Consider the following 16,831-nt stretch of genomic DNA (forward strand, 5'->3'; position numbering starts at 1 on the left):
TACATTCTCATATCCCCTGGTTATTATTAGAAAAAATATGATAGTCAGGGGATGATTGTGAAAAAAATTATTTGCTTAAGCTTAGCCTGCATCGCACTTGCTGCGTGTAAACCTTCAGAGGAAAAAGCACCACAACTTGGGCAGCAAGAAATTGCAAATGGGTTGATGGACCCGGATAGCGCCAAGTTCAAAATGGTTAGGTTCAACATGGACAAGAACCAGGAGTCCGGGGATGTTGTCAGTGGTTTCGTATGTGGCAGAGTCGCTGGAAAAAATGGGTTTGGTGCGTATGTTGGATATCATCCTTTTTATGTTCATCTAAAGATGACCTCGAAAGGGATGTTTTCGAAAGGCGTGAGTTATGAAGTTGGAGAAAAAGCTATTTATCCCGATGGAAGAGATGAATCGTGGATAGATCTCGACGGAAACTCTTATGCCAGCCGCTGCGGCCCAACCCCTTCGGAGTAATTTGTTTATGGATAATTACTTTGATGATCCTTTGATCGAACCCGCAATCGAGTGGGTTGTTATCAATCAGAAGGTTTCCATATCGGGCATTCAGCGAAATTTTCGAATAGGGTACAACCGGGCAGGACAACTTGTTGAACTAATGGAAAATATCGGCCTTGTATCATCTCAAGGATTTGATGGTAATCGCACAGTGCTCTGCGCAGAACTTGAAATTGGGCTTTCGTTATTCAGGCAATATAAAGATGCTGTTGATGAAGAGCCTGATATGACAAACGTAATTTTGTTTCCTGGTAAGAAATGAACCAAGGCCACGACTAGGCAACCACGCAGTATTACAGCCTCGCATTAGCGAGGCTTTTTTTTGGAGTAAATATGGCGGTTGAAACATACAGCTGGCGCTCGCAGCTCGGTGCTGGGGCGATTGAATATAGTCAAACGGTGCGCGCTGCGCAGTTCGGTGATGGCTATGAGCAGGTTGCTGATAATGGCATTAACTCTACTGCTATTCAGGTGCCAATGAAGCATACCGGCACCGAAACGGAGGTGAACAGTATTCGTGATTTCCTCCTGGCTCATACCGTTAAAGCTTTTATCATCACGCCGCCCGGCGAAGCGAAGGGGCTTTATCGGGTAGTCGCCGATTCCGTACGGAAAAATCAGATCAGCAGCAAGTTTGCTGAGCTGACGTTCACCATCAAACGGGCTTACGGAGTGTATGCATAATGGCATTAGTCGATCAGGCGGCGATGCTGGCACCGGGTGGCAGAGTTCGCCTGGTTGAAGTTGACGCCTCAGAGTTCAGTGGCGGTATTCACCGTTTCCACTACGCACCTTTCCCCCATACACCGGAAGAGATCGACGCTGCCAATGGTGATGAAGAAAAGCTCGGACCAAAGCCAATCGTATTCGGTGGCAATACCTACGATTTTTGGCCGTTTCAGGTAGCAGGCCTGGAGCTTTCAACAGACCAGGCCGCAGAGCCGACACTCAGCGTTTCCAACCTCGACGGTCATATCACGGCGCTATGCCTGCAATTTAAAGACATGGTTAATGCCAAAGTGAGCATTATCGACACCTATTCGGTTTACCTCGATGCCGTGAATTACCATGGTAGGGTGAACTCGACCGCCGACCCGTCGATGTTCACGCTTCAGACCTTCTGGCTTGACACGAAAACCTCCGAAGACGACGAAGTGGTTTCATGGTCACTCAGTAGCCCCGCAGACCTGCAGGGGCTTGTTATTCCAACCAGACAAATCACCTCGCTCTGCGAATGGGCGCTACGCGGGCAGTACCGGAGCGGCGATGGATGCACCTATAACGGTACGGCATATTTCGACGCGAAGGGGAATCAGGTTTCAGATCCTGCCCTTGATGTATGTGGTGGTTGCTTCAGTGACTGCCGTAAACGATTTGGCGCCGGCCTGGCTGAACCTGACGCGGCAATCCTTGATTTTGGTGGCTTCCCGGCAACCGTTCTCTTCACCCGATAACTGGACTAACCCATGAATAAAACCATAATGGCAGCTATCCGGGCGCATGCACTGGATGAATCCCCGCGTGAGTGCTGTGGCTTCGTTATTCAGTCTGGCCGTCGCCAGCGCTACATTCCCGTGCCGAATACGCACGAAAATCCGACAGAACATTTTCGCATCGACGGCGAGCACTGGGCTAACGCCGAAGATATCGGGACGATTATTCGCGTCATCCACTCCCACCCTGGCGACGGTGCCCGGCCTATTCCGTCCGATCTGGACCGACAACAGTGCAATAACTCCGGCGTGGTCTGGGGCATTTACGCGCCGGACAGCGATGAATACGCCGATATAATGCCGGAGGCGGTGCCGCTTATTGGGCGTCCGTTTATCCTGGGCTCGAATGACTGCTGGGGGCTGATTATGGACTGGCACGCCATTCAGGGCGTCACGCTGAACGATTTTCGCGTCGATTACCCATGGTGGGAAAGCCAGTACCCGGACAATCTCTATTTCGAAAACTGGGAGCGGGAAGGGTTTGTCGAATGCGACCCGTCGCCAGGCTGTATGGTCATCATGCAGGTTGAATCCAGTAAGTGGAACCACGCGGGGATCATTACCGAGGAAGGTGAGCTGCTACACCATCTGTACGGGCAGCCATCCTGCATCACGCCGTATGCGCGCGGTTATTTCAAAGACAGGACTATGATCTGCGTCCGTCACAAAGAGCTACCACAGGAGATAAAGCCATGGCGCGTTTAACCACGATTCGATTGTATGGCGCACTGGGCGCCCGGTTCGGGCGCGTGCATAAACTGGCAGTGCAGACATCTGCCGAAGCGGTCAAAGCCCTGTGTATCAACTTCGACGGGCTGGAAGACTATCTGATGAATGCAAAAAAAAATGGCATGACCTTCGCGGTGTTTCGCGGTAAGCGCAACATAGGCGTGCAGGACTTCCAGGAGCTGGCAGGCGATAGCGATATTCGCATAGCGCCAGTTATGGAAGGGGCGAAGAAGGCCGGCATGTTCCAGACAATCCTCGGCGCCGTGATGGTTGTTGCTGGTGTTATTACTGGAGTGGCAACCGGCTGGACGGGCGTTGGCCTAACCTTTGGGGCCGGACTTATCATGTCGGGCGCGTCAATGATGGCCGGCGGTATTTACCAGATGCTTTCGCCCCAGCCCAAAGGGTTACAGGGGCGAGACGACCCTGACAATAAACCCTCTTATGCCTTTGGTGGCTCGGTGAATACCCTTGCGATGGGAAACCCGGTCGCGCTTCTCTATGGCGTCCGTGAGATTGGCGGCGCCATCATCAGCGCTGGCATAGTCGCCGAAGACATCTGATAACTCCTTTCTGAATATCAAGCACCCAGTCGGGTGCTTTTTTTATGGATGTAATATGGAAGCGATCACTGGTGCAAAGGGTGGCAGCCAGAAGCAGCACACACCTGTAGAACAGCCTGATTCGGCGCAGTCAATGGCGCGCTGCCGCATGCTGCTGGCGCTCGGGGAGGGTGAGTTTGCTGGTGGCCTGGATGCGACCCGGATATTCCTGGACGGTACGCCGCTGGGAAACTCAGACGGAACGATGAACTTTGAAAACGTTTCCTGGGAATTTCGGCCAGGAACACAGACCCAGACGCCGATTCCGGGTTTCCCCGCAGTGGAGAACGAAACTACAGTCGGCGTATCGCTGACAAAAGCCACGCCCTGGACGCGCGCGCTGAGCAACACCCAGATTGACGCTGTGCTCGTTCGCATTGGTATTCCGGGTTTGCAGCAGCAGGAAAACGACGCGGATATTGTCGGCACTACCGTAAAGTACCATATCGATCTTGCTGTAGATGGTGGTGCGTTCTCTACGGTCATGACAAGAACCGTCACAGAGAAACTCAGTTCGCTCTATGAACTAACCCACCGTATTAATCTTCCCAAAGCCAGCACTGGCTGGCAAATTCGCGTGGTACGCGACACTGACGACAGCACCAGTCAGATGTTACAGAATAAAACGCAGGTACAGGCAATCACTGAGGTGATTGATGCTCGCCTGCGCTATCCCCATACGGCGCTGCTGTACGTGTCGTTCAACGCAAAGTCATTCAACAACATCCCGAAAATTTCCTGTAAGCCGAAGGGCCGAATCATCCGCATCCCTTCAAATTACGATCCATTAGCCCGGTCCTACAGCGGGGCCTGGGACGGAACGTTTAAGTGGGGCTGGACGAACAACCCTGCGTGGATCTGGTTCGATGTTCTGACCGAGCCGCGTTTTGGTCTGGGCCGCCGCGTCACTGCGGACATGCTGGACAAATGGGAGCTTTACCGCATTGCCCAGCGCTGCGATCAGAAGGTGCCTGACGGCAAAGGCGGCAGCGACACCGAGCCGCGCTTCCTGTTTGACGTTTACATCCAGTCACAGGCCGATGCCTGGCAGGTGATCAAGGATATTGCCGCAGGCTTTAACGGCATGACGTTCTGGGGCAACAACATGTTTAACGTTGTCTCTGACATGCCGGCGGACACGTCGAAGCTTCAGATACTGACGCGCGCCTCGGTAGTGGGTAAACCGGTCTACTCGAGCGGCAGTGAGAAAACCCGCTTTTCAAGCGCGCTGATCAACTTCAGCGACCCGGATAACCATTATCAGGACCGCACCACGGCGGTTATGTTTCCGGACCTGGTTAAACAATTCAAGTTTAAGCAGACGCAAATCACTGCGATCGGCTGTACCCGCGAGAGTGAGGCTCAGCGGCGCGGCGGGTGGGCTGTGTACTCCAACTCACTCGACCGGATTATCACGCTACAGACCGGGCTTGATGGCTATGTCTACGTGCCAGGTACCGTGTTTGCATTTGCCGACGAACGCCTTTCAGGGCGTGTTTATGGCGGGCGTATAACCGGATATAACGCCGGGTTGAAGGCTGTGACAACCGACAGGGGTACCAGCGCAGTTGCGGGCGATACGCTGATGATCCGCACGCAGGGCGGTACCGTTGAAAGCAGGGTGATCCAGGCCGTAAACGGCACGCAGCTGGTGGTGGCCACGCCTTTCACGGCAGAGCCGTTACCGAACGCCATATTCGTTATTGATGCCGGGCAGTTGCGCCTGCAATACTTCCGCGTTACGAACCTGAGATTTGATGATGAAGAAAACACCTTCACAATCACCGGGGCCGAATATAACGCATCAAAATATGATGCGGTCGATAACAATGCCCGCCTGGACACGCCGCCAATCAGTCTGATACCAACCGGCCTCGTAAACCAGCCGACCAACATCGCGGTAGCGAGCTATGACGCAGTGCGCCAGGGGCAGCGAGTGGCTACCCTGACGGCATCCTGGGATGCGCCGGTCGACAAGAACGGCAAACCGCAGGCGGATGTCATAGCCTATCGGGTGCAGTGGAAGCGCGGCGACAATGAGTGGGTTAACGTACCGGAGACCGGTCTTCGCAATATCGAAGTGCCTGGCATTTTCGAGGGTGATTATCTGGTCAGTGTACGCGCGATCAACTCCGGCGGTGCGTCGAGTCTCTGGGCAACTTCCGCGCTTACACACCTGAAGGGACGCGCGGGTGATGTACCCAAACCTGTCGGGCTTAAAGCCTCCGAAGACGTCGTATTCGGAATTAACGTCACCTGGGGATTCCCGGCGAATACCGGCGACACCCTGAGCACTGAGCTGCAATACAGCATTGCCGCTGACGGTTCGAATCCGATGCTTTTGGCATCTGTACCGTATCCGCAGAAACTTTATCAGCAGATGGGGCTGAAGGCAGGGCAGGAATTCTGGTACCAGGCACGGCTTGTTGACAGGATCGGGAATCAGAGCGGATGGACCGACTGGGTGCGAGGACAGGCCAGCATCGACGTTTCCGATATCACCGATGCAATCCTGGAGGACATCAAAAGTTCTGAAGTCTTCAAGGACCTAATTGAGGATGCAGTAGCCAGCAGCGAGAAACTGGCCGAACTTTCTGACGCGATTAAGAAGAACGCCGATGGTCTGGCTGCAGCAGTAGGTTCGAATAAGCAGACAGCAGAAGCAATCATTGGCAACGCCCTGGCTATTGCTGATGTTGTTGTGCGCCAGACTGCGCAGCAGGGGGCTAACTCTGCGAAATTCGAACAGCTCCGGGAGGTGATCGCCACTGAGACGGAAGCGCGCGTCACGGATGTTACTCGCCTTGAGGCAAAAACTGCGCAGAATGAAGCCGGAATTACTGATGTTCGCCAGGCTTTAGCAACGGAAACTGAAGCTCGCGCTTCTGCGGTAAGTCAATTGACGGCTGCCACTCAGGCCGCATCTGACAAAGCTGATTCAGCAGCTGCTGTAGGTGCTCAGAATACAGCATCAATCACTGACCTTAGCCAGGTTGTCACGGACCTCGATTCCTCAATGGCATCACGCCTTGAAGAGCTGGGAGCGAAAACGGACAAGGCCAACGGCGGAATTCAAAACAATGCTATTGCGCTGATCACCAGTACGCTCGCGCAGGTTAACCAGCGCAACCTACTGAGCGTCCAATATGGAGATAACAAAGCCAGTATTGAGCGAGTCGACAATGTGATGGCCGACGCCAGTAAAGCTGTCGCTGAGTCATTGCGCACCTTGGATTCCAGCACCGGTGGAAACACCGCGAATGTCACTGACTTGTCAAAGACGCTCGCTGACTTCACTCAGGTGTCTGCTACGCAAATCAACTCGCTGAAGGTCACGGTTAACGGTCAGTCTGCGGCTATTATCCAGAACAGCCAGTTATCAGCGGACATCAATAACAACCTGAATGCGATGTACAGCATCAAGGTCGCTGTTGATTCTAATGGTAATCAGTATGCAGCAGGGATGGGGATTGGTGTTCAGAATACGCCGTCCGGCATGCAATCACAGGTACTGTTTGTGGCTGACCGATTCGCTGTAATGGCGCAGGCTGGCGGTACAGTTACGCTGCCATTTGTGATCCAGAACGGGCAGACCTTCATCCGGGATACGTTCATCCAGGACGGTACCATCAGCAATGCCAAAATCGGCAGCTATATTCAGTCTTCAACCTGGGACGGAACCGGGAACGTTGGCTGGCACATCAACAAGTCGGGATATGCCACATTCAACAACGTGACGGTTCGTGGCTCCATTTATGCAACCAACGGTAATTTTTCATTTAACGGATCCGGTAATACCACAGTCATTAATGGCAACGGCGTCACCATCAATATTCCGGGCGGTGGCCGGATCGTACTTGGGACATGGTGATAATATGCCGACAGGGTTATTGATAGAGCTGAACGACGGTGGAAAACGAATGGAGATAACGGCGGGCCTGCGGTGCCCGTCATTTGGAGCAAGTTTTGACAGTGGCTATCAGAAAGCGAAGTACGCGGATATTTCCGGTTATGTATCCGGTTCGCAGGTGTTGTTTATCCCGCACGCGACGGCTTATCTTGATTCAGGTCTGCTTCATAAAATGAACTCGGTCACCATATCGGGAGCGCGAGTCACGCAGAACTCAACGATGAAAGACAACAGTATCAGCGAACGAGAAAGCACGTACACGTTTCCCGGAAGCCTCTGGCAGATATTTCCGACGGGCCAGCGTAGTGGTGTGGGCTTGCTCATAAGCGACAGCACAGACTTCACTTCAATAACTAATGCAACTCAATCAGGGCAGTGTATCTGGAAAGGTACTGTGAATGTTCCAACCGGGGGCTGGGCGGTTCCGACGATAGCAGGTTATGACAAGTCGAAATATATCGTTTTCGGACGCTGTAATAGCGGTAATACGATTGACTTCGACGGCAACACAGTAAGATTCTTCAGTCCTCCGTCAACTAATGATGACGCTCCGACAACCGGCACGATAGACATCGTTATCTTCGCCAGTGGTGTGACGCCGCAGCCGGGAACGGGGCTAAACATCTTCAATGCAGCCGGGGCCTGTACGTTTTCAACTACAAAGCGACCTTTCGTATACCTCAATCAACTCTGGTCACCTTCCACAAGTGCCGTGAGCATCGGCAGCGGCTATGTACCGCTGGGCAGATTTGGTCTGATGATTCATATGGTAAATGGCATGTACGTGTATCGGATGTTCGGAATAAAGATACAGAACGGTAGCGCTTCAGTTCAGGGCGGGAAATACCTTGGACGCGAGCAGTATGCCATATTCGGTAATAACACGATTACTCCGCTCAGCCTTCCCGTCTTGCCTGATATGTACGTCTGAATTAACTGTCTATTCAAATCAACCTCGCTCCGGCGGGGTTTTTTATTGTCTGGAGATAATATGATTTATACCACTGGCACTATTGCCATCAGCGGAAATACCCTTACAGGTACGGGAACAAACTTCACTGCAGCTGGCTCGCTGATTCGTAACGGCTGTACCGTCATCGCACTGACCAGCCCCGCTCAGGTATTCCAGATCACTGCTATCGGCGGGGCAACAAGTCTCACAGTGACTCCTGCGGCAAGTCCTGCAATACCGGCGGGAACGAAGTATTCCATTTTGCTAAGCGACAGCCTGAGCGTGGATGGCCTGGCGCAGGACATTGCTGAAACCTTCACGATGTACCAGCGCTACATGAGCGGTTTCGCTGATGTGATGAACGGTACTACAGACGTCACTATCACGATTAACGGTGTGGCCGTTACCGTACCGGGCCAGAAATCACTGGCGAAGAAAGGGGCTAACAGCGATATAACCAGCCTAAGCGGCCTGACTACCGCACTCAGTATCAGCCAGGGCGGAACAGGTGCGAAAAATGCGGCAGACGCCCGCACAAACTTCGGGCTCGGAACCGCAGCACTCAAGAATTATGTAAGCGGCACGAAAGATGATGTGATGCTTCAGGGTTACGGCAATTTAGTAGTTTTATCGCAGTACAACCCGGGCCTACCGCTCTTGCAAACGGGAGTGTATGGAGAATCGTCGCCCGCCGGATGGAAACCAACTACTGCGGGCAGTGGATTCGTTTCGGGTTATGATAGTGTTCGCCGCCAGCAATATTGGATAAGCACTCAGGGAGGTTTCTACGTACGGCACATTGAGGACGCTGCCTATAATATTAGTGCGACCACTTACCCCTGGACGCAGATACAGGCCGTCGGCACATCAGACATCAACTTTAAAAAAGATATCACTGAACTTGATACGGAAATCGCGCTGGCAAACATCGATGCGATGGAGTTCGTATCGTTCAGGTATAAGGATGACGACAGTGAAGCAGTACGCCGTGGTGTAATCGCGCAGCAAATTGAAAAGATTGACCCGGAATACGTTCACAGCGCCGAGGGAGTGGGCAAAATGACCCTTGACCTTAACCCATTGCTTATGGATGCCCTTGCAGCCATAAAGGCACTTAACGCAAAGGTAGCAGAACTTAGTAAACAGGTTGATGAGCTAAAACAGGGTGGAGCTTGATATACCTGAAGACAGCATATTGAAACGCTTTGCTAAGAAAACCGCCGCCCGTCTTAAGAAAGAACGGGCGGCGGCTGGTTGCTCAGTGTTCATGCCCGAGCAAACGCGGGGAATATTACACGATAGATAGTTAAAGCCCAACCTGGCGAACAGCAGGAGACTCAGAGGTCAGCCACATGTCAGAATCTTCAAACATCTCCTCCAGCATGCGGTTCAGTTTTTCCCGATCGCTTTTGCTGGCGTCGCTATTCAGGCCGTTTGCCTGCATCGGCTTCACCTTCACTTCGGCATCAGGGAAAATCTGATGCACCCGCTTCGTCAGCTCTGCCAGTATGATTTCTCTGGCCCCTTCGAGCCCTTCAACATTTCGCTTGTCATAAACCAGTTCAACAAACATACCGATCCCCTCTTAAGTGAAAATTGCCTGTGCTTGATCTGTTTTCATAAAAATACTACTGTATATGCATACAGTCAATGTGCGAGTGAGGGTTAGTTCATGCCTCGTCAACCGGATATTCGTGCTGCTTTTATTGCGGCCATACAGCAAAACCAGAAGGGCTATCTCTGCCTGCATACAGACAAATTCATCGCCGAACTGCAGGATAGGCACTGGCATTTCAGCCAGGAGGATGCAAATTCATGGATCGAGCGATACCAGCCGGACTTCGCCGATAAGACAACAAACGGAAGTGAGAACCGATACTGGATCCTGCGTAACATGGGGAGGGTACACTGATGGGATTTCCTTCACCGGCGGCTGATTTCGTAGCACCGCGTTTATCTCCGGAAATTATCTGCGGGATCGGCATGGACAGCCGCATCCTCGAAACCTCGTCTGGCTTTGTGGTTATCGAGCCGTGCACCAGACTGGTACAGAATCAGGTTCTGCTAATCCTCAGCGGCGGACGGACTCAGTTTGCCAGGGTCATGGGCAGGGCGCTGATTTGTGATGATGGTGAAGCGATAGAGGGGGAGGCTGCGGAAGAGGTTGAGGTGATGGGGCGGGTGACATTCTTCATCAACAGCGTGATGCAGGATGACAGGGTGGTGTGATGGGGCATGGGTGGGGCATAAAGTTACCGCGAAACGACGTTAGTTCATTGCAAATGACAAATCGTATCGCGGCAACATAGCAGAAGTTACCGCACATCAATCCAACATCAAGCCACCTCGTTAAAAGACTTAATAGTCTCCAGATGAAGATTGCCTGCAGTACGGGGGTACCGAGGAACGGGATCAGGGTAATGACGTCTTTACTGCTCAGTGAGCTACCGATCCCGAGCATGATCCCACAGAACGAGAGGAGTGCCACAGGCAGCATAAAGGTTTTACCCAATTGCTGGAAAAACTCCCACAGCGATATTTTTTGTGCTGCTTTCGCCGTCATAAAACGACTCCTTTATTGTTAAAATCAGTTTATCTGCTTCAATGCTGCGAGAAGATAAAACGTTTTATCAAAGTTTAGTGCGCGCTAAATCACATTCTCAGGCTTTGACTGGTAGTATAAAGATAACGTTTTGATAAAACGTTTTACCGATCTCATTTCAGGGAGTCACGCCGACACATGGCTGTAGCGAAAAAAATCACCATCAACGATGTCGCGCTGGCGGCGGGGGTCTCCGTCAGTACCGTTTCTCTGGTGCTGAGCGGAAAAGGGCGCATCTCGCCTGCCACCGGGCAGCGAGTTAACGAGGCGGTTGAACAATTAGGCTTTGTGCGTAACCGCCAGGCGTCGGCGCTGCGCGGTGGACAAAGCGGGGTGATTGGCCTGATTGTCCGGGATCTGACGTCTCCGTTTTATGCAGAATTGACCGCCGGGTTAACCGAAGCGCTTGAAACGCAGGGGCGGATGGTCTTTCTGCTGCACGGCGGACGCGAAGCCGATCAGCTCCTTTCCCGGCTGGATATGCTGCTCAACCAGGGCGTGGACGGGGTGATCGTCGCCGGGGCGTCGGGCGTGGGTAGCGAACTGTGCGAGCGTGCCGCCGAAAAAGGCGTGCCGCTGGTCTTTGCTTCGCGCGCCAGCTACCTGGACGAAGCGGATACGCTGCGCCCGGATAACATGCAGGCCGCGCAAATGTTGACCGAGCATCTTATTCGTCGCGGTCATCAGCGCATTGCCTGGCTGGGGGGTAAAAGTTCGTCCCTGACCCGCGCCGAACGGGTCGGCGGCTACTGCGCGACGTTGATCAAATACGGTCTGCCGTTCCACAGTGAATGGGTTGTTGAATGTGAGTCCAGCCAGAAGAAAGCGGCTGAAGCGATAAATGCGCTGTTGCGAAGCAACCCGACGATCAGCGCCGTGATTTGCTACAACGATGTGATTGCTATGGGGGCCTGGTTTGGCCTGATCCGCGCCGGGCGGCAGAGCGGTGAGGGCGGGGTGGAAACTTTCTTTGGCCATCAGGTCTCGCTGGGGGCGTTCGCCGACGTCGGTGAAAACGCGCTGGATGACCTGCCGATCGTCTGGGCCACCACCCCCGCGCGGGAGATGGGTTATACGCTGGCGGACAGAATCATGCAGCGCATCGAGAATACGGATGTCCAGGCCGGGCACCAGATTGTGGCGGCGCGCCTGGTCACCGTGAAATAGACGCCTCTGCACATCGCCCGGCGGCAACGACCCCCGATCGTAGGCCGGGTAAGCGTCAGCGCCACCCGGCAATAAAAAACCCCTCATGAGAGGGGTTTTGACGTTTACTGCTGCGGTGCCGCCGGTTCGGCTGGCGCTGCGGGTTCAGCCGGTTCCGGCATCCCCAGCGTCGGCATACCAAACATGCCGACGAAGTCTTCCAGCGGCATTTTGTCGCCGTTGAGCGTAACCTGACCGTTGGTGTACTGCAGGCTGGTGGAGATGGTATTGTTTTCCACCTTCGTGATGCGGAACATCTGGCCCATCGCCGCCAGGCCTTTCACCTGCTGGTTCGCCAGTTTACCGGCGTCTTCGTCGCCGTAGCCTTCCAGCTTCGCAATCTGGGTCATAAACTCGGTTGCCATATCCATCGGGATAGTCAGCTTGCTGTCGAGGGACTTCACGCTGCGATCCACTTCCTGCGCCAGCGTCTGCGGTTCACCCGTTGCGGTTGCCGGATCTTTCAGGAACAGAGACAGGTTGAAGTTGGTTTCGCCTTTGCTGTTTTTCCAGCTCAGTGGTGCAACGGTTACCACCGGCTCGCCTTTCAGCAGGATCGGCAGGTTGTCGAACAGCACCGCCATCGCCTGCTGCTGATACGCTTCCGGGTTCTGTTGCAGAGCGGTATTGGTCAGCAACGCCTGGCTCTCTTTGCTGTATTTCTGGCTAAATTCATGCCACGCCTGGCCGTCGATATTGCCGATCTTCAGCGAGAGTTTGCCGGTGCCCAGATCCTGGTTCTGTACCTTCAGGCTTTTCAGCGTGTAGTCCAGCTGGGTGTTGATGCTTTTCCCGTCTTTGGAAACGTCGGATTTGCCGTTGACGTCCATGCCTTCCAGCACAGCCATCTCTTTACCTTCAATCGCGATAGCAATCTTATCAACGGAGAGCGTCTGATCGCCGATACGCTCTTTAAAATCGGTCATACGGCTGTTGCCGTCGGCCTTCAGCTTATTGAAGGTGAGCTGAACTTTTTGGTTGTATTCGTTTACGGCGTTGACCAGGCCGCTTTCCGCTTCACCCGTCAGGGAGAAGACATTGCCATCCCGATCCGCGTCGACTTTGAAATTGCCGCCGCTGAAGGCGACTTTCTCATTCTCTTTCTCATAGTTCAGCGCTTTTAGGGCAATATCGGAACTGGTATCACCGGAGTAGCTGATGCGGGTGTTAATGTCGAAAGGGGATTCATTCTTTGCCAGATCAAACAACGGTTTAGTGACGTCGTTATTCACCAGCACGGTGTGAACTGATGCCATGGACGGTATCAGATTAAACGATTTCAACTGTGCCAGCGGGAGCGGACCGTGGCTGACCACTTCATCCAGCACCACGCTCTGGCCTGGCTTCAGCCAGCCGTTTTCATTACCGGCCACTGGCTTCACCACCAGCTGCATATGGCTGGTGAACACGCCGCGCTGATAGTTCTGATAGCTCAGTTCCAGACCTGCTTCCGGCGCGCTGCGCTTAATCTCTCCATTAGCCTGTGCCACCATCTCAGCCAGACGGCCTTCCAGCTGTTTCCCGGTAAACCAGGAGGCACCCGTCCAGACCACGCCTAACGCTACAATCACTCCAACCGCTACGACCGATTTTTTCATTGCGACTATCCCTAAAATGAAACCAGGCGGTAAAAACCGCCCGGAGATATTAAGCCTGCAACTAGCTTAGCAAGAGTTGTTAAAAAATTCAGTAAGTGCTTAAAGCTTATTGAAAACGCGCGCCAGACGACCGGTACCGCTTACGTTAACCAGAGACTCATTCGCTGCAACGAACGCTGACTCACCGGGCTTAAGTACCAGACGCTGTTCACCTTTGTGCAGCGTGGCTTCGCCTTCGACACAGAACAGGATTGCTGCACTCTCCTGCGCAATGGTGGTTTCGGCCGGGCTAAGGTCGTGCAGGGAGAAGGCAAAATCGTCCACCGGGATCGGGAAGTCCAGCTCTGCACCTGTTTTGACAGGCTGGGTGAGCAGCTCACCTGCCGGTTTTGCCACAAACTTCACGTTGGCAACCAGCTCAGGAATATCGATATATTTCGGCGTCAGGCCCGCGCGCAGCACGTTATCGGAGTTGGCCATCACCTCCAGCGCCACGCCCTGCAGGTAGGCGTGCGGGGTTTCCGCGAACAGGAACATCGCTTCGCCCGGGTTCAGTTTCACCACGTTCAGCAGCAGGGGAGAGAACAGGCCGCTGTCGTCCGGGTAGAACGCGGAAATCAGACGGATGGTTTCCCACGGTTCACCGTGCTGGCTGTCCAGCGTCGCTTTCAGCACCGCCAGCGCGTGAGATTTCTCTTCACCCTGCATATTCAGCAGGCTGGCAAACAGCTGGCTCAGCGCGTCGGCATTCGGGTTTTCAAGGAAGTGGGCGATAGCCTTGTTAGCACCCGCGACCGGTTGCAGCAGGGAAACGATCTCGGAAAATTCGCGGAATGCGTTCATCGCCAGGAACGGGGTCAGCGCAAAGACCAGTTCCGGCTTGTGATTCGGATCTTTGTAGTTACGCTCGGCGGCGTCTAACGGGATACCCGCCGCGTTCTCTTTCGCAAAGCCAATTTCAGAGGCTTTCTTGTTCGGGTGAACCTGGATGGAGAGCGGCTGGTCGGCGCACAGCACCTTAAACAGGAACGGCAGTTCGCCAAAGCGGTGAGCGACTTTGTCACCCAGCAGCGCGGCTTTATCGGCATCAATTACGTCACGCAGGCTGCGTACCTGGCCGCTGGCGTCTTCAATTTTTGAGCTGCTCTTCGGGTGTGCCCCCATCCACAGTTCTGCCATCGGCAGGTTGTTCGGGTTCGCGATACCGTAGAGATCCGTTAACGCAGTTTTACTTCCCCAGGCGTAGTTTTGCACTGAGTTAATGAGTTTTTGCATTATCAAGCCCTGATTCAATTGTGGAATTAACTTCGGGTATTAAAGCAATAAACCACATGGAAGTAACCTGTGGATGTAAAAAGTCGTACTAGTCTCAGTTTTTGTTAAAAAATTGTGTAGGATAAGCTGACTCGCTTTTAAGCCGGGCAGCGGAACATCTGCCCTGAATAAACAGACCGAAGCAGTAAGTGAGAGAACAATGTCGAATAAACCCTTCCATTATCAGGATCCTTTCCCCCTCAGTAAGGATCAGACCGAGTATTACCTGTTAACCCGCGATCACGTCTCCGTTTCTGAGTTTGAAGGTCAAGAGATCCTTAAGGTGGATCCGCAGGCGCTGACGCTGCTGGCGCAGCACGCTTTCCACGACGCTTCGTTTATGCTCCGTCCTGCGCATCAGCAGCAGGTAGCCGATATTCTGAGCGACCCGGAAGCCAGCGAGAACGATAAATACGTTGCCCTGCAGTTCCTGCGTAACTCCGATATCGCGGCGAAAGGCATTCTGCCAACCTGTCAGGACACCGGCACGGCGATTATCGTTGGTAAAAAAGGCCAGCGCGTCTGGACCGGCGGCGGTGATGAAGCGGCGCTGGCCCACGGTGTTTACAACACCTATACCGAAGATAACCTGCGCTACTCGCAAAACGCGGCGCTGGATATGTACAAAGAGGTCAACACCGGCACCAACCTGCCCGCACAGATAGATCTCTACAGCGTCGACGGTGATGAGTACAAATTCCTCTGCATCGCCAAAGGCGGCGGTTCGGCCAACAAAACCTATCTCTACCAGGAAACCAAAGCGCTGCTCACCCCGGGCAAGCTGAAGAACTACCTGGTCGAGAAAATGCGTACTCTCGGTACGGCTGCATGCCCGCCGTACCACATCGCGTTTGTGATTGGCGGTACCTCGGCTGAGAGCACGCTGAAAACCGTCAAACTGGCCTCAACCAAATACTATGACGGTCTGCCAACGGAAGGTAATGAACACGGCCAGGCATTCCGCGACGTGCAGCTTGAGCAGGAGCTACTGGAAGAAGCGCGTAACCTGGGGCTCGGCGCACAGTTTGGCGGTAAATACTTTGCTCACGACGTGCGCGTGATCCGTCTGCCGCGTCACGGTGCATCCTGCCCGGTCGGCATGGGCGTTTCCTGCTCTGCGGATCGCAACATCAAGGCGAAGATCAACCGCGAAGGCATCTGGATCGAAAAACTGGAAAACAACCCAGGCAAATACATCCCGGAAGAACTGCGTAAAGCGGGTGAGGGGGAAGCGGTTCGCGTTGACCTTAACCGTCCGATGAAAGAGATCCTGGCCCAGCTTTCTCAGTACCCGGTGTCGACTCGCCTCTCTCTGAACGGCACGATTATCGTCGGCCGTGACATTGCGCACGCGAAGCTGAAAGAGCGTCTGGATAACGGTGAAGGGCTGCCGCAGTACATTAAAGATCACCCGATTTACTACGCAGGACCGGCCAAAACGCCTGAAGGCTATGCTTCCGGCTCGTTAGGTCCTACCACGGCGGGCCGTATGGACTCCTACGTTGACCAGCTGCAGGCCAACGGCGGCAGCATGATCATGCTGGCAAAAGGCAACCGTAGCCAGCAGGTAACGGACGCATGCCATAAGCATGGCGGTTTCTACCTTGGCAGCATCGGCGGCCCGGCGGCGGTCCTTGCGCAGGGCAGTATCAAGAGCCTGGAATGCGTGGAATACCCGGAACTGGGTATGGAAGCCATCTGGAAAATTGAAGTGGAAGATTTCCCGGCGTTTATCCTGGTGGATGACAAAGGTAACGACTTCTTCAAGCAAATCCAGTCGTCCCAGTGTTCAGCGTGTGTGAAGTAGTCTGAAGAAAATGCCGGGTGGCGCTGACGCTTACCCGGCCTACATTCTCGTAGGTCGGGTAAGGCGTAGCCGCCACCCGACACCAAGAAGAGCGCACAAAGCGCCATA

16 protein-coding genes and 1 pseudogene are annotated in these 16,831 nt (G+C 53.7%); 13 read left to right on the forward strand and 4 right to left on the reverse strand.

Annotation, left to right across the window (positions count from 1 at the left end):
• Positions 1-57: 57 nt before the first annotated feature.
• From BFV64_RS10130 to BFV64_RS25870, 9 genes are all read left to right on the forward strand, one after another.
• Positions 58-468 carry a hypothetical protein gene (locus BFV64_RS10130; protein ID WP_201159196.1) on the forward strand — a complete coding sequence of 137 codons (411 nt, stop codon included), beginning with the start codon at positions 58-60 and terminating at the stop codon, positions 466-468.
• Between the two features lie 7 nt (positions 469-475).
• Positions 476-772, forward strand: coding sequence for a DNA translocase FtsK (locus tag BFV64_RS10135; protein WP_158008543.1), 297 nt, complete (start codon positions 476-478; stop codon positions 770-772).
• Between the two features lie 71 nt (positions 773-843).
• Positions 844-1,194, forward strand: coding sequence for a phage tail protein (locus BFV64_RS10140; RefSeq protein WP_023622600.1), 351 nt, complete (start codon positions 844-846; stop codon positions 1,192-1,194).
• Positions 1,194-1,964: a phage minor tail protein L gene (locus BFV64_RS10145; protein ID WP_069602019.1), complete on the forward strand. Its 771-nt coding sequence runs from the start codon at positions 1,194-1,196 to the stop codon at positions 1,962-1,964. Before BFV64_RS10140 ends, BFV64_RS10145 begins: the two co-directional genes overlap by 1 nt.
• 12 nt (positions 1,965-1,976) lie before the next feature.
• Positions 1,977-2,708 carry a C40 family peptidase gene (locus tag BFV64_RS10150; RefSeq protein WP_069602020.1) on the forward strand — a complete coding sequence of 244 codons (732 nt, stop codon included), beginning with the start codon at positions 1,977-1,979 and terminating at the stop codon, positions 2,706-2,708.
• Positions 2,696-3,295 carry a tail assembly protein gene (locus tag BFV64_RS10155; RefSeq protein WP_022651619.1) on the forward strand — a complete coding sequence of 200 codons (600 nt, stop codon included), beginning with the start codon at positions 2,696-2,698 and terminating at the stop codon, positions 3,293-3,295. The genes BFV64_RS10150 and BFV64_RS10155 overlap by 13 nt, the downstream gene beginning before the upstream one ends.
• Before the next feature lie 55 nt (positions 3,296-3,350).
• Entirely contained in the window at positions 3,351-7,205 is a 3,855-nt protein-coding gene (locus BFV64_RS10160) for a TipJ family phage tail tip protein (RefSeq protein WP_069602021.1), read from the forward strand.
• Between the two features lie 4 nt (positions 7,206-7,209).
• The gene (locus BFV64_RS10165) at positions 7,210-8,175 is read left to right on the forward strand and encodes a DUF6453 family protein (protein ID WP_032636937.1); all 966 of its coding nucleotides are present in this window, start codon (positions 7,210-7,212) and stop codon (positions 8,173-8,175) included.
• Positions 8,176-8,235: 60 nt separating this feature from the next.
• Positions 8,236-9,372 (forward strand): tail fiber domain-containing protein, encoded by a 1,137-nt coding sequence (locus BFV64_RS25870; RefSeq protein WP_235611145.1) that lies wholly within the window; start codon positions 8,236-8,238, stop codon positions 9,370-9,372.
• A gap of 130 nt (positions 9,373-9,502) precedes the next feature.
• On the opposite strand, the gene BFV64_RS10175 is transcribed toward BFV64_RS25870, so the two are convergent.
• Positions 9,503-9,769 carry a DinI family protein gene (locus tag BFV64_RS10175; RefSeq protein ID WP_069602022.1) on the reverse strand — a complete coding sequence of 89 codons (267 nt, stop codon included), beginning with the start codon at positions 9,767-9,769 and terminating at the stop codon, positions 9,503-9,505.
• Positions 9,770-9,868: 99 nt separating this feature from the next.
• On the opposite strand from BFV64_RS10175, the gene BFV64_RS10180 reads away from it, so the two are divergent.
• Positions 9,869-10,108 (forward strand): hypothetical protein, encoded by a 240-nt coding sequence (locus tag BFV64_RS10180; protein WP_069602023.1) that lies wholly within the window; start codon positions 9,869-9,871, stop codon positions 10,106-10,108.
• Positions 10,108-10,425: a hypothetical protein gene (locus BFV64_RS10185; RefSeq protein ID WP_069602024.1), complete on the forward strand. Its 318-nt coding sequence runs from the start codon at positions 10,108-10,110 to the stop codon at positions 10,423-10,425. Before BFV64_RS10180 ends, BFV64_RS10185 begins: the two co-directional genes overlap by 1 nt.
• A 139-nt stretch (positions 10,426-10,564) precedes the next feature.
• Here the strand turns inward: BFV64_RS10185 and BFV64_RS24190 are convergent.
• A pseudogene (locus tag BFV64_RS24190) lies at positions 10,565-10,759 on the reverse strand (PTS sugar transporter subunit IIBC); the annotation flags it as partial.
• Between the two features lie 177 nt (positions 10,760-10,936).
• On the opposite strand from BFV64_RS24190, the gene BFV64_RS10190 reads away from it, so the two are divergent.
• Positions 10,937-11,965 carry a Mal regulon transcriptional regulator MalI gene (locus BFV64_RS10190; protein ID WP_069602025.1) on the forward strand — a complete coding sequence of 343 codons (1,029 nt, stop codon included), beginning with the start codon at positions 10,937-10,939 and terminating at the stop codon, positions 11,963-11,965.
• 104 nt (positions 11,966-12,069) lie between these two features.
• On the opposite strand, the gene BFV64_RS10195 is transcribed toward BFV64_RS10190, so the two are convergent.
• Positions 12,070-13,602 (reverse strand): YdgA family protein, encoded by a 1,533-nt coding sequence (locus BFV64_RS10195; protein ID WP_023337197.1) that lies wholly within the window; start codon positions 13,600-13,602, stop codon positions 12,070-12,072.
• A gap of 99 nt (positions 13,603-13,701) precedes the next feature.
• Positions 13,702-14,877 (reverse strand): mannose-6-phosphate isomerase, encoded by a 1,176-nt coding sequence (gene manA, locus BFV64_RS10200; protein WP_069602026.1) that lies wholly within the window; start codon positions 14,875-14,877, stop codon positions 13,702-13,704.
• A gap of 199 nt (positions 14,878-15,076) precedes the next feature.
• On the opposite strand from manA, the gene fumA reads away from it, so the two are divergent.
• Complete coding sequence (gene fumA / locus BFV64_RS10205) at positions 15,077-16,723, forward strand: class I fumarate hydratase FumA (RefSeq protein ID WP_014883590.1); 1,647 nt, start codon at positions 15,077-15,079, stop codon at positions 16,721-16,723.
• Positions 16,724-16,831 lie beyond the last annotated feature (108 nt).

The organism is Enterobacter kobei (assembly GCF_001729765.1).
GTDB classification, from domain to species: Bacteria; Pseudomonadota; Gammaproteobacteria; order Enterobacterales; family Enterobacteriaceae; genus Enterobacter; species Enterobacter kobei.

Bases quoted from the DNA above. Each gene is read 5' to 3' on its own strand.
- BFV64_RS10150 (WP_069602020.1), top strand. From the start codon at position 1,977: ATGAATAAAACCATAATGGCAGCTATCCGGGCGCATGCACTGGATGAA.
- BFV64_RS10155 (WP_022651619.1), top strand. From the start codon at position 2,696: ATGGCGCGTTTAACCACGATTCGATTGTATGGCGCACTGGGCGCCCGG.
- BFV64_RS10185 (WP_069602024.1), top strand. From the start codon at position 10,108: ATGGGATTTCCTTCACCGGCGGCTGATTTCGTAGCACCGCGTTTATCT.
- BFV64_RS10175 (WP_069602022.1), bottom strand. From the start codon at position 9,769: ATGTTTGTTGAACTGGTTTATGACAAGCGAAATGTTGAAGGGCTCGAA.
- BFV64_RS10145 (WP_069602019.1), top strand. From the start codon at position 1,194: ATGGCATTAGTCGATCAGGCGGCGATGCTGGCACCGGGTGGCAGAGTT.
- BFV64_RS10190 (WP_069602025.1), top strand. From the start codon at position 10,937: ATGGCTGTAGCGAAAAAAATCACCATCAACGATGTCGCGCTGGCGGCG.
- BFV64_RS10140 (WP_023622600.1), top strand. From the start codon at position 844: ATGGCGGTTGAAACATACAGCTGGCGCTCGCAGCTCGGTGCTGGGGCG.
- BFV64_RS10165 (WP_032636937.1), top strand. From the start codon at position 7,210: ATGCCGACAGGGTTATTGATAGAGCTGAACGACGGTGGAAAACGAATG.
- BFV64_RS10180 (WP_069602023.1), top strand. From the start codon at position 9,869: ATGCCTCGTCAACCGGATATTCGTGCTGCTTTTATTGCGGCCATACAG.
- fumA (WP_014883590.1), top strand. From the start codon at position 15,077: ATGTCGAATAAACCCTTCCATTATCAGGATCCTTTCCCCCTCAGTAAG.
- BFV64_RS25870 (WP_235611145.1), top strand. From the start codon at position 8,236: ATGATTTATACCACTGGCACTATTGCCATCAGCGGAAATACCCTTACA.
- BFV64_RS10135 (WP_158008543.1), top strand. From the start codon at position 476: ATGGATAATTACTTTGATGATCCTTTGATCGAACCCGCAATCGAGTGG.
- BFV64_RS10160 (WP_069602021.1), top strand. From the start codon at position 3,351: ATGGAAGCGATCACTGGTGCAAAGGGTGGCAGCCAGAAGCAGCACACA.
- BFV64_RS10195 (WP_023337197.1), bottom strand. From the start codon at position 13,602: ATGAAAAAATCGGTCGTAGCGGTTGGAGTGATTGTAGCGTTAGGCGTG.
- manA (WP_069602026.1), bottom strand. From the start codon at position 14,877: ATGCAAAAACTCATTAACTCAGTGCAAAACTACGCCTGGGGAAGTAAA.